Raw genomic sequence first — 15,983 nt, 5'->3', positions numbered from 1 at the left:
CACCATCAGCGACGGCGACGACTTCCACGGACACCGCCTCGGCAACGCCGGCAGCTTCCGCGACGTCGGCGGGCACTGGGTCACCGGCGGGCGTGGCGCGTCCCTCGTTGGAGGAGGTGGTCGAAGCCGGCTGGGCCGCTGCCCTCCAGCCGGTCGCGAAGCGGATCAGCGCGATGGGTGACTTCCTACGGGAGGAGATCGCTGCCGGTCGGGCGTACCTTCCCGCGGGCGCCAATGTTCTGCGCGCCTTCCATCAGCCGTTCGCCGACGTTCGCGTCCTCATCGTCGGCCAGGACCCCTATCCGACGCCCGGCCATCCTGTCGGGCTGAGCTTCTCGGTGGCGCCCGACGTCCGGCCGATCCCGCGCAGCCTGCAGAACATCTACCGGGAGTACGCCGCTGACCTCGGCCACGCGTTGCCCGCCAACGGCGACCTCACGCCCTGGTCCGAACGCGGCATCCTGCTGCTCAACCGCTCCCTGACCGTGGAGCCCGGCCGGCCGGCGTCCCATCGTGGCAAGGGCTGGGAAGAGGTCACCGACCAGGCCATCCGCGCGTTGGTCGCGCGCGGTACCCCGCTGGTGGCGATCCTGTGGGGGCGTGACGCCCAGGGCCTTCGGCCGCTGCTCGGGTCGGTGCCACGCATCGAGACCGCCCATCCCAGCCCGATGTCGGCGGACCGGGGGTTCTTCGGGTCGCGCCCGTTCAGCCGGGCCAACACCCTGCTGGCCGACCAGGGCGGGGAGCCGGTCGACTGGTCCCTGTAGGCCCTGGGTTCGGAACGGTTGACCGGCTCCGGCCGGCATTTTGCCCTTTCGTGTGCTGTACTCCTTTGCGGGATCTCGAGTGAGCTCGATCCAGGCAAGTGGGGGGAACCATGCACGTCAAGCGCGTCCCGTACCGGAGCCGTGGCCGCTGGCCGGCAGTCGCTGCCGCCGGCGTCGTGCTCGTTCCCGTCGTCCTGCTCGGTTGCGGCGGTCCCGACATACCGCCGCGCGAGGCACGCGACGCGGTCAGCGGGTTCGCCACCGAGTGGTCGCGCGGGAAGGCGGCGCAGGCGGTCGACCCGCACACCGCGCGCACCGCCGCCACCACGGTCCGCGACCTGAACGAGTCGCTCACCATCACGACGACGGCCGTGACACCCAAGGGGAAGTTGGCCTGCCTCGACGACGACCAGGCGGAGTCGATCAACGCCGGCCGTGGCGTCTGCCGGCAGAACCTCGCCGTGACCCACGAACTCGCCGGCCTGGGCCGGTGGCGCTACACGACCACGGCGGAGGTACGCGAGAACACCGAGGGCGGCTGGGCCGTGTGGTGGACACCAGAGACGTTCCACCCGAAGCTCACCGGTACGACGAGGCTGGAGCGGCATCGGGCTCTGCCACCCCGCGCGTCGATCCTCGACCGCAACGGTGAACCACTGACCGAGGAACGACCGGTCGTCCGGGTCGGCGTGCTTCCCGGCAAGGCGAAGCCGGACATGACCTACTACGAACTCGGCCGGAACCTCGGCATCGACGCGGCCGACCTGCGCAAGCGCGCCGATGCCGCGTCACCGAAGCAGTTCGTCGACGTCCTCGCCCTCCGTGAGCAGGCCTACGACGAACTCTCCTACGTGCTCGACGAGATCCCCGGCGTCACGACGAGGAAGGCCACGATGTCGCTGGCGCCCACGTCGTCCTACGCGCGCGGCGTCCTTGGCGTGATGTCACCCGCGACCGACAAGATGCTGAAGGACGCGGGACCACTGGCGGTGATCGGTGACCCGGTGGGGGTCAGCGGGCTGCAGCGCGCGTTCGAGGAGCAGCTCGCCGGACGGCCCGGTGGTTCGATCGACGTGGTGGACGTACGCAACGGCAAGAAGTTGCACGAGGTCTACACGCTGGAGCCGCGGCCCGGCAAGGCGCTGCTTACCACTCTCGACCCGTTCGCGCAGGAGGCCGCCGAGCACGTCGTCGAGGCGCAGGAGAAGCCGACCTCCATCGTGGCCGTCCGGGCGAGTACCGGTGAGATCCTCGCCGCCGCCAACGGTCCTGGCGTGACGTCGTACAACCGCGCGTTCGTCGGGGAGTATCCGCCGGGCTCGACGTTCAAGGTCGTCTCGGTCGCGGCTCTCCTCGAGAACGGCCTCAGCATGGTCGAGTCGGTGGAGTGCCCGGCGGAGACCAACGTGGGCGGGAAGCGGTTCAAGAACGCGCACAACATGAGCTTGCCGAACGGACCGACGTGGAACGCGTTCGCGTTCTCATGCAACACCACGGTCGTCAACCGGGCGGAGAACCTCGCCGACGGCGACCTCGTAGCGATGGCGCAGCGGTTCGGGATCGGCGCGGAATGGGATCTCGGCCTGCCGGCGTACTCCGGTTCGGTGCCGGCGCCGAAGGACCTGGTTGACCGGGCGGCCACCATGATCGGGCAGGGGCGGGTCCTGATGAGCCCGTTGGGCATGGCGCTCGTGGCGGCGGCGGTCGACTCCGGCCAGCCGCGTGCGCCAGTGCTGGTGCCGAAAGTGAAGCCCGGTGGGCCGGTGGGTGAGAAGCTGCCGACTGGGTTGCGGACGAACCTCCGCGAACTGATGCGGAGAGTGGTCGAGTCCGGGTCGGCTCGGAGTCTGGACCTGATCGGCGAGCCCGTGCATGCGAAGACCGGGACGGCCGAGTACGGCAACGAGAGCCCGCCGCGTACGCACGCGTGGATGATCGGCTTCCGCGGCGACATCGCGTTCGCGGTCGTCGTCGAGGACGGCGGCGGGGGCGGTCGCGATGCGGGGCCGGTGGCGCAGTCGTTCCTTCAGGAGTCCCGCTTCGTCCAGTGAGGCGGGCCTCATGTCCCTGATCATGAAGACTCCTGGGGGAGGACTCCGGGAGGCTTCATGATCAACGCCTCGCCTGTGGTCGTTCATGCGGGAGGCACCGCGCGGTACGCCGCTCAGCTGATCGGTCCGGCGTCGCCAGACAGGCCATAGACTCGAAGGTACTGGCCGGTCGGGGCGTGTGCGCGGACGTTACGCGGTACCTGTGCCGTCACGCCGGACGACGTGATCAACGCGTGGCCGCCGCGACTGTTGTCTGCGTTCCTCCGCCGGATGGGCAGGAGGGACCTACGAACATGGCGATCACGGTGGCTCTCGCCGGTGACACGATGCTCGGTCGAGGCGTGGCCGAACGCCTGCGGGAGTTCGGTCCGGCCTCGGTGTTCGCTCCGGAGATCCGTGAGGTTGTCCGGACCGCCGACGTGTGCGTCGCGAACCTCGAGTGCTGCGTCTCGGACCGTGGTGAGCCGTGGCCCGCCCCAGGCAAGCCGTTCTTCTTCCGGGCGCCACCGGTGGCGGCGGAAACGCTTGCCTGGTTGGGTGTCGACTGCGCGACCCTGGCCAACAACCATGCACTGGACTTCGGGAAGCAAGCCCTTCTTGACACCCGGTCGTTGCTGGCTGCGGCTGGCATCGCAAGCGTCGGTGCGGGCGCGACGGAGGACGAGGCGCGTGAACCTGTGGTCCTCGATGCTGCTGGAGCACGCCTCGCGGTGGTCGGCGTCACCGATCATCCCGCTGACTACGCCGCGGGTTCTGGCCGCGCCGGGGTGGCGTTCGCCGACCTGCGCGAGGGTGTTCCCGCGTGGCTGGCGAGGAACGTCGGCGCGCAGCATCGTGCTGCCGGTGTCGACGCGGTACTGGTCTCTCCGCACTGGGGACCGAACATGGCGTCGGAGCCGTTGAGCTATGTGCGCGAGGCGGCCGGGGCGTTGCTGGCGGCCGGTGCCACGTTCGTGGCCGGCCATTCGGCGCATGTCTTCCACGGTGTCGCGGGGCCGGTCGCCTACGACCTGGGCGACTTCGTCGACGACTACCGGGTCGATCCGTACCTCCGAAACGACCTTGGGATCCTGGTACTGCTGACGCTCGACGGGGACGGTCCGCAGCGGATGCGGATCGTGCCGCTCGGGCTGGACTTCTGCTTCACGCGGCTGGCGTCTGAGGAGGAGTACGCCTGGATCACGCGGCGTTTCGTGGCGGCCTGTGCGGCCCTCGGGAGTGAGTGGGAGATCCGCGACGAGAAGGACCAACTCGTGCTCGACCGCCCTCGGCCTTGAGGCCGGGCCGCTCGGGACCCTGGTCGTGTGCCAGTCAGGCTGGCCGGCCAACAACGGCGCCCGTTGCAGGTCTTCCGCACTCGTGGGCGCGCGGCGGGTCTGGGAGGACGCCTCGATGCCCCTCGTCCACGACGTCGACCTCCACCCCGGTGTCGCGCCGCCGGTGCGGATGAGGGAGGTCCCGCTCGCTGAGATACCGCAGCTGCAGCCTGGAAAGCGATTGACGTGGGCGAGAGGATCGGACGCGTGACCGACGAAGTCCTGGAAGCGTTCCGTGACGAGGCGGAGGCGCTCGACAGCGTGGTCGAGAAGCTGAGCGCCGACGACTTCCGCCGTCCGACCAACTGCCCGCCGTGGGACGTCAAGGAGCTGATCGTCCACATCGCAGTGGTCCTCCCGCCGTATCCGCTCCGGGTGGCGGACTCGTCCACGCCGGACATCACCGAACCCGCCGACTACTACCGGCGTCCCGACCGCACGCGCCCGGACTACCACGGCGGGATCGCCGCCCGGGCCGTCGAGACCGCCGCCGAGATCGCCGACGGTGCCGCCGCCGGCAGGCTGCTGGCCGAGCGCTGGCGTACGGCCTGGCGCGACTGGTCGGAGCGGGACCTGTCCGGCCTGGTTACCTTGTCGGTCGGCACCTCACGGCTGGACGACTACATCGTCACGCGGGTGATCTCGCACGCCGCCCACGGTCTCGATCTCGCGCTCAGCCTCGGAGTCGAGCCGTGGACGACCGGTCGCGCGCTCGCGGTCATGCGGCCGGTATTCGTGTCTCTGCTGGGTGCCGAACCGCCGACCCACTGGAGCGACCAGGCCCTGTTCGAACGCGCGACCGGCCGCCGGGGGCTCGACCGCGAGGACCGCGCCGCCCTCGGCGCGTGCGCTGATCGGTGGCCGCTGCTCTCATGACGCTCATGACCCAGACGATCCAGGTCCCAGGCCTCGTCCAGCCGGCGGAGATCCTCATCGACGAATGGGGGATCCCGCACCTGTATGCCGAATCCGCCGACGACGCGTTCTTCGTCCAGGGGTTCAACGCCGCCCGCGACCGGCTGTTCCAGATCGACCTGTGGCGGCGGCGCGGCCTCGGCCTGCTGGCGGAGGCGTTCGGGCCGGACTATGTCGAACGCGACCGGGCGGCGCGGCTCTTCCTCTACCGCGGCGACATGGCCCGCGAGTGGGCGGCGTACGGTCCCGACGCCGAACGCATTGCGAGACGGTTCACCGCGGGCATCAACGCCTACATCGGCTACGTGGAAGAAAATCCTGACGCGATGCCGCCGGAGTTCGCGATGCTGGGACATCGGCCCGATCGCTGGCGGCCCGAGGACGTCGTCCGTATCCGCAGCCATGGGATCGCGCACAACCTGCTGCAGGAGGTGGCACGCTCCGACACCGGCAGCAGCCTGGGAATCGCCGCCGATGTCGTGCGCCAGCACCTGAAACCGAGGTGTCAACCGCACCTTGCTGAGGGCCTCGACCTGCACCTCCCCGATGACCTGCTGCGGGTCTTCGAGCTCGCGACCCAGCCCCTGGTGTTCGCCGACGACCCGCGCGACCCGCTGGGCGAGGGCACGCTCGGGGAGTACGCGCCGGACAGTCGTTCCGCAGGGCGCGGGCACCACGCCTCCGGCGAGGGGAGCAACAACTGGGTCGTGGCGGGCACGCGCACGACGACAGGTCGGCCGATCCTGGCGAGTGACCCGCACCGGTCCTACGCGACGCCGTCGCTGCGCTACATCGCCCACGTGTCGGCACCAGGACTGGACGTCATCGGTGCCGGTGAGCCAGCGCTTCCGGGCGTGACGCTCGGCCACAACGGCAAGGTGGCGTTCGGGTTCACGATCTTTCCCATCGACACGCAGGACCTCTACGTCTATGAGCTGGACCCGGCCGACCCGACGCGCTACCGGTATGCCGGCGACTGGGAACGGCTGCGGATCGTGCGGGAAACCCTCGCTGTCAAGGGAGAATCGCCCCGTCAAGCCGACCTTGCGTTCACCCGGCACGGCCCGGTGATCTACGTCGATGCCGAGCAGCACAAGGCCTATGCCGTTCGTTCGACCTGGTTCGAACCGGGAACGGCGGCCTACGTCGGCAGTCTCGCCTGTCTCCGCGCCGCCGACGCCGAGGAGTTCCGCGCGGCGCTGGCGGGGTGGGGGAGTCCGGGCGAGAACCACGTGTACGCCGACGTCGCGGGCAGCATCGGGTGGACGGCCGCAGGGCTGGTGCCGCGAAGGCGGGGATGGGACGGGCTGTTGCCGGTGCCAGGCGACGGACGGTACGAATGGGACGGTTTCCTTCCCGCCGAAGATCTTCCGCAGATCGTCGATCCGCCAGAAGGGTTCGTGGCGACGGCGAACCAGTTCAACCTGTCTGACGACCAGCCGGCCGATCGCGTACCCAGCTACGAGTGGCCCGACCCGGCCCGGCACCAGCGGATTGTCGAAGTTCTCGCGTCCCAGCCCGCGCACGCGCTCAGCGACTCCATGCAGCTGCAGGTCGACCAGCTTTCGATTGCCGCGCGTGAGGTGACGGATCTGCTCGACAAGATCCGGGTCGACGACGACCCACAGGTCACGGCCGCGGTCCGACTCCTCCGCGACTGGGACGCCGTCGAGTCGGCCGACTCGGCAGCCGCCGCGTTGTACGAGGTGTGGGTCTCCCGGCACCTCATGCCGGGCTTCGTCCGCGCCGTCCTCCCTCCTGGTGCGCAGGACGTGGTGGACGACGTCGATCCGCACGGGCTGCGCGAGGCCCTCCGCGATCCGGCGCGATGGTGGGGAGCTTGGGGAGCCGAGGCGACGGAACGACGCGACCTCCTGTTGACGTCGACGTTGCGCGACGCCTACGCCGAACTCGTGCAGCTGCTGGGACCTGACCCGTCGCGCTGGGCCTGGGGTGATCTGCACGTCAACCGGCAGCGCCACCCGCTCGGTCACCTCGATCCCAGCCTGGACGTCGGTCCGATGCCCGTCGGTGGGTCGGGCACCACCGTCAACGCGGGCCCGTACTACTCGCCCGACCTCGTACAAACGATCGGTGCGTCGTTCCGGATGGTGCTCGACGTCGGCGCCTGGGACAACTCGATGGCCATCAACACACCCGGACAGTCCGGCGATCCACGCAGTCCGCACTACCGCGACCTCGCGGAGACCTGGCGACGCGGCGACTACGTACCCCTCCTCTACAGCCGTGCCGCCATCGAAGCCCGCACGTCCGTACGCCTCCACCTGCAGCCTGCGGCCGACCCCCCGTGATCATGAGAGGGCGGCGCGCCCTTGCCGCATCGGCGGCGCCCCCTTGCTGCATCACGAGAGAGCGGCGGGCCTCCTACTGCAGGTTCACCAGCATCCCGCCGTCGACGAGGATCTCCGCGCCGTTCATGTACGCCGACTCCGGCTGGGACAGCAGCCAGATCATTCCCGCGATATCGGCCGGCTCGCCGATCCGGCCGACCGGAATGCGGGACCCCAGGTAGTCGACCTTCGCGGTGTTCGTCCAGTCGGCACGGTTGATGTCGGTCGCGATCGCGCCCGGCAATATCGCGTTGCAGGTGATCCCATGCGGCCCGAGCACGATCGCGAGACTCTTCATCAACGAACTGATCCCCGCCTTCGTCGCGCAGTAGTGCACCTGCCGTGAACCGCCCACCCAGGCAGAGATCGAGGACACCGAGATCACCCGACCGCCGCGTCCGGCCTCGACCATCGCCTTGGTGAAGGCCTGGGTCACCAGGAAAACGCCGCGCAGGTTGACGTGCTGGACCCGGTCCCACAACTCCAGGTCGATGTCGAAGAAGTCCGCGAACGGGCAGATTCCCGCGTTGTTGACCAGGACGTCGAGTGGTCCCCATTCCGCGTGCACCGTCTCGGCCATCGCCCGCACCGCGTCCGGGTCGGCGACGTCAGCTTCCACGAGCAGCGCAGCGCCACCGGCGTTCTCGACGAGTTGGCCCGTTTCCTGCGCGTAGGAAAGCTCTCCGGGGGGATAGTTGACCGCCACCCTGGCACCCTCGGCGCCGAACCGGGCGGCCGTCGCGCGCCCGATCCCGCGCGCGGATCCGGTGACGAGAACCTGGCGCGGACGGGTCGCTTCGCCTGCCGCCACCGTCGCCGCGTCCGGAGTGCTCATGCCACCCTCCCGCCCGGGAAGCGTTCGAGATTTCCGAGATCGTAAAGCGGTACGACGAGATCGGCGTTCTCGCGGACCCTGGAATAGGTCGAGATCGCCTCGTACATGTTCTCGTTGATTCCGATTGGAATGTTCTTCTCGACATTCTCGCGGACGAAATAGCTGTCGGAGATCGCGGCGACCCCGGCCGGTGTGTCGACCTCGACGACCACAGATGCGCGGTGGTGGACGCCTGACCACCAGGTACGCAGGCCGGGAGCGAGTTCGTCCTCGTCGGCGAGCAGGCGTACCCGCGGCCACGCCTCGGTCACCAGGTGCACAAGGATGTCTTCCGGCAGGGACGTGGCCCGATTGTCGTGTGGATGCGCGTGTGTGGTGTGGAAATGCACCCAGCCACGTTCGGCGATGCAGATCTGCGCCCTGCTGAACAATGCCACGTTGCTGACCGTGTAGAGCTGCAGCGGCGTCAGTACGACGTGCGTGACGTCCTCGGGAGTGACGCCATGCTTGGCGAGCTGGTCGACGATGAACTCGTCGGGCTCCCGGCGCATCATCGCCCGCTCGCCCAGCACCGTGGCCCAGTGCGCGTTCATCGGACCGAGGTCCCGGGCGGGGCCGGTGTTGACGAGAGCGGTCACACCGTCACCGCGGATGAGGACCGCCTGGAACAGCAGGGTGTGCCACTGGTCCCAGTCGCTCATCCAGAACAGCTCTGGGCCCGGGATGTCGCCTCGACCCACGGGGAGCACCTGGACGCTGTACGTACTCATCGGACGCTCACCACTCCTCGTTGCGTTCGCCTGCGACCACCGGCTGCTTCTGCGTTCATGATCACGTTCGTGATCACCGTCAGGATCACGATTCCCGTCACGACCATGGTCCCGGCCACCGTCATGATCACGAACCCGATCGCCGTCATGATCACGATCAGGGCGGTCCTCATGATCAGCGACATGATCAGCGACATGATCACGTTCATGATCATGATCGCGGTCACTGCGCGCCGCGAACGTCCACGGCGCGAGCCGGCTGGTAGCCGAGCGCCTCGGACATCCGTTGGGCCGCACCGCTCAGCAGCATGTGGGCGCGCTCGCGATGCGCGGGGGTGAACCGGATCGCCGGCACCGACACGCTCATTGCGGCCACGACCCGCCTGCTGTAGTCGAAGATCGGCACGGCGACGCACCGGATGCCCATCGTGTACTCCTCGTTGTCGATGCAGAACCCCCGCCGCCGCACGTGCTGCAGGTGCTCACGCAGCAGCGCCTTGTCGGTGATGGTGTGGGAGGTGATGGGTTGGAGCGGCGTGCCGGCCAGCCTCGCGTCGAGCTCCTCCTGGCCGAGTCCGGCCAGCAACACCTTGCCGACGCCCGTGGCGTAGGCGGGCAGCCGCCGGCCGACCTCCGACGCGAGCGTCAGGGTTTGCCGCCCGTCGACCTTGGCGACGTAGACGTTGTGAAGCCCGTCGAGCACCGCCAACTGCACCGTCTCGTCGATGCCGTCACGGATCTTCTCCATCAGCGGCACGGCCCGCTCGACCAGGCCGAGCGCGCGGGTGTAGGCGTTGCCGGCCTCGAGCGTACGGATGCCGAGCGTGTACGCCCGCTGGTCCGCATCGAAGTCCGCCCACCCGCGTTCGACGAGGGTCCGGAGCAGGCCGTGGAGGCTCGACCGCGGATACCGCAGCGCCTGGGCGATCTCGGTGAAGGTCAGCGGCTGTTCGTGCCGGGTCATCAGTTCGAGGATCGCAAGCGTTCGTTCGGCCGACTTCACCGCGCCCTTGGTCATGTCGTTCACGGCGGTGCTCCCTGGTCGAGCTCCGGGGCTCCGTCGTGGCCGCCCTGGCAGCTCCTGCGATGGCGATTCGGGTATGTGAACACCTGTTCAGCAAGCTGAAACTGCGCATAACCTACGCCGACAAAGGGCGTGAGGGCCAGTGTGTTTCGTCGAGGAGACAGATTGATCGAGGTGAAGTCGTGCCGCATCGATCAGGTCACCGCGAACTCTTCGAAGGCTTCGCTGCTCCCCAGGCCGCGTTCTCGCCGGCACCGATCTGGTGGTGGAGTGGCGAACGCGTCGAGCTCGACCGGCTCCGCTGGCAGCTCGACCAGTTGGTCGAGGCGGGCGTCCACAACATGGTGGTCCTCAACCTCGCACCCACCGGCCCGACGTACGGCTCGCTCGCCGACGACCCACCCCTGCTGAGCGAGGAGTGGTGGGCGCTGTGGGAGGGCCTGTGTGAGTACGCGGGGAAGCGCGGCGTCCTGCTGTGGTTCTACGACCAGATCGGCTTCTCCGGCGCCAACCTGCAGGGTCGGCTCGTCACCGCGCACCCGGAGTACGCCGGTGCGTCGCTCGAACGGGTGGTGCAGGACGTCGACGGCCCGGTCGAGCTGGTCTGCCCGGCTGCCGGTTCGCCGATCTCGGCCTGCGCACTTCCCCTCTCCGCTGACGGCCCCGAGGCCGCGGGCACCGTTTCGGGACCGCCGATCCCGCTGGAAGTGGTCGACGGCCGCGTCCGCTGGGACGGCGCCGAACCCGGTCGGCACCGCGTCATGCTGGCGTACGCCCTGCGCCAGGGGTTCGACTACACCTCCGCCGACGCCTGCGCGGCGCTGCTCGACATCGTGCACGGGGCGTTCGAACGCCGGCTCGGCCCTTACCTCGGGACCGTCATCGTGGGGTCCTTCCAGGACGAGCTCCCGACCCTGCCGAGTTGGGGTCCGGCGTACGCCGACGAGTTCGGCAGGCGTCGCGGCTACCGCATCGAGGACACGATCGCCGCCCTTTGGGAGGCCGTTCCTTCCCTTCCTGGGGGCCTCGACCCGGCCCGGGTGAGGGCCGACTACCAGCGGGTCCGGGCGACCCTCGCCGAGGAGGCGTTCTTCCAACCTCTGCACGCCTGGCACGAACGCCACGGCCTGACCGTCGGCGTCGACCAGCAGAGCCCGGCGCGGGCGGGGGAGCCGCTCGGCAGCACCCGGCAGTACGCCGACTACATGCGTACGCACCGGTGGTTCAGTGCGCCCGGCAGTGACCACCACGGCGAGGCGAAGATCCACAGCTCGCTGGCCCAGCACTACGGCCGGCCGCGCACGTGGATCGAGTCGTTCCACTCCAGCGGCTGGGGCGGGACGCTGGAGGAGACGTTCGACTGGCTGGTGCCGTGGCTGCTCGCCGGCGCGAACCTCTACAACCCGCACGCCGTCTACTACTCCACGCGCGGCGGGTGGTGGGAGTGGGCGCCGCCGAGCACCTGCTGGCGTCAGCCGTACTGGCGGCACTACAAGCACTTCGCCGACACGGTGAGCCGGCTGTGCTGGCTGCTGACCCGGGGTGAGCACGTCTGTGACGTCGGGGTGCTGTACCCGTCCGCGACCGTGCAGTCCGCGACGCTGGTGGCTGGTGTGCTGCCGGACGCCACGAGGGCGCAGGAGACCTACAACGCGATCGTGGGACGGATGGTGTGGCACGACCCGGCGCGTGGGGTTCTGCACCGCGACGACCGGGACTTCGTCGTGCTCGACGACGACACCGTTGCGGGGGCGCGGGTCGCGGACCGTGCACTCCACACGCGGGCTGCGTCGTACCGCGCCGTCGTCCTGCCGTCGTGCCGGTTCCTGGAGAGCGCGACCGCGAAGGTGCTCGCCGACTTCTGCGCGGACGGTGGACTGCTGGTGGTCGTCGGCGATCCGCCTGAGCACGCCGACACCGACGACGGTGAAGAGGCGGTACGCCGGCTGCGGATCATGTTGGCCACGGGTCTGGCCACGGGCGCCGTGGTCCAGGTGGCATCGCCGGAGGCTCTGCCGGCGGCCCTCAACCGGCTCGAGCGACCAGTCGCGCTCGACGGGCCGACGCTGCGCCGCCGGGTGGGCGAGCTCGAGATCCTGCTCGTCCCGGCGGAGCCGACCGGGTGGGCGACCCGGTTCTCGGGCGGCCGCGACTGGATCCGCGGACTGTGGAGGAAGGGCTACGACTTCGACTCTGACCGGCGACGCGACGCGGTGGTCCTACGCCTGGACCCGGCGGCGGACGACATCGAGCAGTGGGATCCGGTGTCGGGCACGAGCCGGCCCGCCGACGCGCGGCGCCTCGGCGACGGCGCGGTCGAGGTCACGGTGCGGTTCGACGAGGCGCCGGCCGCGGTCCTGGTGTGGCGGCGCGTACCAGAGGACACAGTGGTGGCCGGCGACGCGTGCGCGGGCGGAAGGTCGGCGGCAGGCGGCGCCGCTTCCGAGCTGGCGGAGGTACCGCTGGGTGGTGCGTGGTCGGCGTCGCTCGTCCGCACGCTCGACAACCGCTACGGCGACCTGGCGCTGCCGGCGAGCAGCGATCCGTTCCCCCTTCAGCAGTGGCGTCTGCGCCACCAGCCGGAACCACCGGCCGCGGGCACGCCTCCGCTCGCGGCCGCCGCTGCATCCCCCTCCACGCTCGCATCCGCCTCCACCCTTGCCGCTGATGACTGGGCGCGGCCCGACCTCGATGACAGCGGATGGTCCGACGTGCTCGTCGGGCAGGGTACGTTCGCCTGGCGGACCGCGCCGCTCGCCACCGACGCCGTGCCGCCGCCACTGCCGGCGGGTCATGACGGCCCGCTCGACGCGCCGTTCGACGGTTCGGGTTGGACACCTGTCCGCTACTCCCTCTCCCGCGGCATCGAGAAGGATCCCTTCCAGGCCATGATGCTGGGCCCGAAGGCACGGGTGCCTGACGACTTCTGGCATGTCGCCGGGGTGAAGGCGGGTCAGGTGGTGGCCTTCCGGACCAGCCTGCCGGTGGAGCGGTCCGGCACGGTGACGCTCGCGGTGGAAGCCAATGGCGCCAAGGACGTCTGGTGGAACGGCGAACCGCTCGGGCCTGACCCCGGTGGCTTCCTCCGCCTCGACCAGGTACGCGCACGGGCCGGCAACAACCTGCTGGAGGTCCGTGTCACGGCCGACGTCAAGTGCGACCTGCGCGGCTACTGGGCACTCACGACGGATCCGGATGCCTTCGCCCGCCCGGCCTGGCTGGTGCCGGAGGACGGAACCGTCCGCGGGACCGAGCTCGTGGCGCGCGGAGTCCTCACCCTCCCGGCGACTCGCCTTCAGCGGGCCGTGTTGCAGCTGGGCACCGAGGGTCCGGCACGACTTGTCCTTGCGGGTAAGGAGATCGCGACGCAGGGGGCGTTCGAGCCGTACGGCGGGCAGGACCGCGTGCTGCCGTACGACGTGACGGAGCATCTGGTGCCCGGCGACAACCCGATCGAGGTCCACTTCACCGACATCGGCCGGCCGCTGGCGGTCTTCGCCGACGCGGTGATCGAGTTCGCCGACGCTACGACATCGACGTTCGTCACCGATGCCTCGTCGTGGACCTTCACGCGGGACGGCCTGCCGGTCGGAACGGCCTTGCGACGCTTGCAGCCCTACGATCCGCGGTTCGCGTGGCTGCGCCCCAGGCCACATCCGCTGCCGCGCGCGAGCTGGCTCGAACCCGCGGTCGCGGACGGCAGCGTGCTCGACCTCGTGCCCGAGGCGCGTCCGGGGGCACCCAAGCCGGCCGAGTGGTTCCGGCTCGTCGTACCGCCCGGTGCGACGTCGGCGACCATGCCGGTCGCGTCTGCGCGGGTGCAAGCCTGGCTTGACGGGGTGGAGATCCCTGTGACACAAGGCCGGGTGGCGTTGCCGGGGCCTGACGTGGAGGGCCGGGCTCTCGCCGTACGCATCGAGCCGATCGACGGACGCTCCGGCGGGGCGCTGTGGGACGGTCCGGTGGAGTTCGAGTGCGGGGATGGGCCACTGTCGGCCGGGCCATGGGCCGACGCCGGGCTGGGTTCGTACTCCGGCGGCGTCCGCTACCGACGTCAAGTCCACCTTGACGGTGTTCCGGGATCGGCGGTGCTCGACCTCGGAGCCGTGCGTGGCACCGCCGAGGTGGTCGTCAACGGCCAACCCGCCGGTGTGCGTATCTGGTCGCCGTACCGGTTCGACCTCTCCGGACTCCTGCGCAACGGCGCTAACGAGGTCGAGGTGACGGTCTACAACACCCTCGCGCCGTACCTCGACGACTGCTCGCCGACGATGGGAGTCTTTCCCGGGCAGCGGTTGTCGGGCCTGCTCGGTCCGGTAACACTGCGCGCCGCACAGCCTACGGCGATGCAGCCGGCCGCCAGACCGAGGACGGCCACACCAGGGACAGCCGCACAGCCAGAGGGGAGCTGAGACGTCCATGGCACTGCCGAGGATCCGGGAAGTCCGGGCGTACGTCGTGCGGGGCGGCGGCGCCGACTACCACGACCAGACCACCAAGCACTGGATCGACGACCACGTGGCGACGCCGATGTCCCGATATCCGGAGTACCGCGAGAGCCGGCAGGCGTTCGGTCTCAACGTCCTCGGCACGCTGGTCGTCGAGGTCGAGGCGGATGACGGCACCGTGGGGTTCGCCACCACGACGGCGGGGGAGCCGGGTGCGTACATCGTCGAGAAACACCTCGCGCGCTTCGTCGAGGGCGGGCCCGCGACGTCGATCGAGAAGATCTGGGACCAGATGTATGCCTCGACGCTCTTCTATGGCCGCAAGGGAATCGTGGTCAACTGCATCAGCGCGGTCGACCTCGCGCTCTACGACCTGCTCGGCAAGCTCCGTGGCGAACCGGTGTATGCACTGCTGGGCGGGCCGGTGCGCGACGAGTTGGTGTTCTACGCGACTGGCGCGCGGCCCGACCTCGCGGAGAAGCTGGGCTTCATCGGCGGCAAGCTGCCCCTTCAGCACGGACCGGCCGAAGGTCCGGCCGGCATGCAAGCCAACCTTGACAGGCTGCGGTCGATGCGTGAACGGGTGAGCGATGATTTCTTCCTCGCCTGGGACTGCTGGATGTCGCTCGACCTCGACTACGCCACCCGGCTGGCCCACGGGTGCGCCGACCTCGGGCTGAAATGGATCGAAGAGGCGCTGCCGCCCGACGACTACTGGGGCTACGCCGAGCTGCGCCGCCGCATGCCGACCGGCATGTGGGTGACGACCGGTGAGCACGAGTGGACGAGGTACGGATTCCGGCTGCTGCTGGAGATGGGTTGTGCCGACGTCATCCAGCCGGACGTCAACTGGTGCGGGGGAATCACCGAGCTGATCAAGATCGCGGCACTTGCCGACGCCCGCGCCGTACCTGTGATCCCGCATGGCTCGAGCGTGTATTCGTACCACTTCGTGATCACGCGGCAGAACAGTCCGTTCTCGGAGTTCCTGATGATGCATCCCGAGGCGGCGGAGGTTGTGCCGATGTTCCACCCGCTGCTGCTCGACGAGCCGGTGCCGGCGGGTGGCCGGTTGCGGCTGCCGGAGACCCCTGGCTTCGGGGTACGCCTGAACCCCGATGCCCACCTCCACCGCCCCTACACGCACGAGCCGAGCGCCCTTTGACAGCAGGGAAATTCTAAGGTCACCTCACCGGGACCTGAAGCCGCCCACCCCGGGCGGATGGGACGTACAGGGAAGCCGATCAGCGCTTGCGTGCACTGGAACCTGGGTGATCTTGACGTGCTGTCGTCCCCTCTTCACGGTGAAGGCGTCAGTGGATCTTCTGAGCTGTGTCCCGACGACTCCGGACCAGAAGTCGAAGGGACGTGAGGAGGAGCACCGAGAATGCGACTGCGTAAGGCATGTGTCGCACTGTTGTGTGTGATTGCGTCTCTGTTCGTCGCCCAGGTTGCGAGCGCGCCGGCAAGTCTCGCCGACAGCGGTCGCCACTGCTGCTGATCCAG

General features: G+C 69.4%; 11 protein-coding genes. 7 read left to right on the top strand and 4 right to left on the bottom strand.

Going from position 1 to position 15,983, the window contains the following annotated elements; translation table 11 throughout:
- The first annotated feature begins 92 nt into the window (after positions 1 to 92).
- From ABN028_RS09790 to ABN028_RS09770, 5 genes are all read left to right on the top strand, one after another.
- Positions 93 to 767 (top strand): uracil-DNA glycosylase, encoded by a 675-nt coding sequence (locus ABN028_RS09790; protein WP_349696372.1) that lies wholly within the window; start codon positions 93 to 95, stop codon positions 765 to 767.
- Between the two features lie 110 nt (positions 768 to 877).
- Complete coding sequence (locus tag ABN028_RS09785) at positions 878 to 2,818, top strand: penicillin-binding transpeptidase domain-containing protein (protein ID WP_349696371.1); 1,941 nt, start codon at positions 878 to 880, stop codon at positions 2,816 to 2,818.
- Between the two features lie 293 nt (positions 2,819 to 3,111).
- Positions 3,112 to 4,095 carry a CapA family protein gene (locus ABN028_RS09780; protein WP_349696370.1) on the top strand — a complete coding sequence of 328 codons (984 nt, stop codon included), beginning with the start codon at positions 3,112 to 3,114 and terminating at the stop codon, positions 4,093 to 4,095.
- Between the two features lie 246 nt (positions 4,096 to 4,341).
- On the top strand, positions 4,342 to 5,010 hold the full coding sequence (locus ABN028_RS09775; RefSeq protein WP_349331912.1) for a maleylpyruvate isomerase N-terminal domain-containing protein: 669 nt from the start codon (positions 4,342 to 4,344) through the stop codon (positions 5,008 to 5,010).
- A gap of 5 nt (positions 5,011 to 5,015) precedes the next feature.
- Positions 5,016 to 7,361 (top strand): penicillin acylase family protein, encoded by a 2,346-nt coding sequence (locus tag ABN028_RS09770; RefSeq protein WP_349696369.1) that lies wholly within the window; start codon positions 5,016 to 5,018, stop codon positions 7,359 to 7,361.
- A 73-nt stretch (positions 7,362 to 7,434) separates the two neighbouring features.
- On the opposite strand, the gene ABN028_RS09765 is transcribed toward ABN028_RS09770, so the two are convergent.
- The 4 genes from ABN028_RS09765 to ABN028_RS09750 are packed head-to-tail and all read right to left on the bottom strand — an operon-like array spanning position 7,435 to position 10,023.
- Positions 7,435 to 8,235, bottom strand: a complete 801-nt coding sequence (locus tag ABN028_RS09765) for an SDR family NAD(P)-dependent oxidoreductase (protein WP_349696368.1) — start codon at positions 8,233 to 8,235, stop codon at positions 7,435 to 7,437.
- Positions 8,232 to 9,005 (bottom strand): MBL fold metallo-hydrolase, encoded by a 774-nt coding sequence (locus tag ABN028_RS09760; protein WP_349696367.1) that lies wholly within the window; start codon positions 9,003 to 9,005, stop codon positions 8,232 to 8,234. Before ABN028_RS09760 ends, ABN028_RS09765 begins: the two co-directional genes overlap by 4 nt.
- Entirely contained in the window at positions 9,002 to 9,214 is a 213-nt protein-coding gene (locus ABN028_RS09755) for a hypothetical protein (RefSeq protein ID WP_349331917.1), read from the bottom strand. Before ABN028_RS09755 ends, ABN028_RS09760 begins: the two co-directional genes overlap by 4 nt.
- Before the next feature lie 14 nt (positions 9,215 to 9,228).
- Positions 9,229 to 10,023 carry an IclR family transcriptional regulator gene (locus tag ABN028_RS09750; protein ID WP_349696479.1) on the bottom strand — a complete coding sequence of 265 codons (795 nt, stop codon included), beginning with the start codon at positions 10,021 to 10,023 and terminating at the stop codon, positions 9,229 to 9,231.
- A 188-nt stretch (positions 10,024 to 10,211) separates the two neighbouring features.
- On the opposite strand from ABN028_RS09750, the gene ABN028_RS09745 reads away from it, so the two are divergent.
- A complete protein-coding gene (locus ABN028_RS09745; RefSeq protein ID WP_349696366.1) occupies positions 10,212 to 14,441 on the top strand; it encodes a hypothetical protein in 4,230 nt (1,409 codons plus the stop codon).
- Positions 14,442 to 14,448: 7 nt separating this feature from the next.
- Complete coding sequence (rhmD, locus tag ABN028_RS09740) at positions 14,449 to 15,642, top strand: L-rhamnonate dehydratase (RefSeq protein WP_349696365.1); 1,194 nt, start codon at positions 14,449 to 14,451, stop codon at positions 15,640 to 15,642.
- Positions 15,643 to 15,983 lie beyond the last annotated feature (341 nt).

The sequence above is a fragment of the Actinopolymorpha sp. B17G11 genome (assembly GCF_040196095.1).
Classification (GTDB): Bacteria; Actinomycetota; Actinomycetes; order Propionibacteriales; family Actinopolymorphaceae; genus Thermasporomyces.
The sequence above is the reverse complement of the archived record's forward strand: the minus strand, read 5'-3'. Positions and strand labels throughout refer to the sequence as shown.

Bases quoted from the DNA above. Each gene is read 5' to 3' on its own strand.
- ABN028_RS09785 (WP_349696371.1), top strand. From the start codon at position 878: ATGCACGTCAAGCGCGTCCCGTACCGGAGCCGTGGCCGCTGGCCGGCA.
- ABN028_RS09780 (WP_349696370.1), top strand. From the start codon at position 3,112: ATGGCGATCACGGTGGCTCTCGCCGGTGACACGATGCTCGGTCGAGGC.
- ABN028_RS09770 (WP_349696369.1), top strand. From the start codon at position 5,016: ATGACCCAGACGATCCAGGTCCCAGGCCTCGTCCAGCCGGCGGAGATC.
- ABN028_RS09765 (WP_349696368.1), bottom strand. From the start codon at position 8,235: ATGAGCACTCCGGACGCGGCGACGGTGGCGGCAGGCGAAGCGACCCGT.
- ABN028_RS09760 (WP_349696367.1), bottom strand. From the start codon at position 9,005: ATGAGTACGTACAGCGTCCAGGTGCTCCCCGTGGGTCGAGGCGACATC.
- ABN028_RS09755 (WP_349331917.1), bottom strand. From the start codon at position 9,214: ATGAACGTGATCATGTCGCTGATCATGTCGCTGATCATGAGGACCGCC.
- ABN028_RS09750 (WP_349696479.1), bottom strand. From the start codon at position 10,023: ATGACCAAGGGCGCGGTGAAGTCGGCCGAACGAACGCTTGCGATCCTC.
- rhmD (WP_349696365.1), top strand. From the start codon at position 14,449: ATGGCACTGCCGAGGATCCGGGAAGTCCGGGCGTACGTCGTGCGGGGC.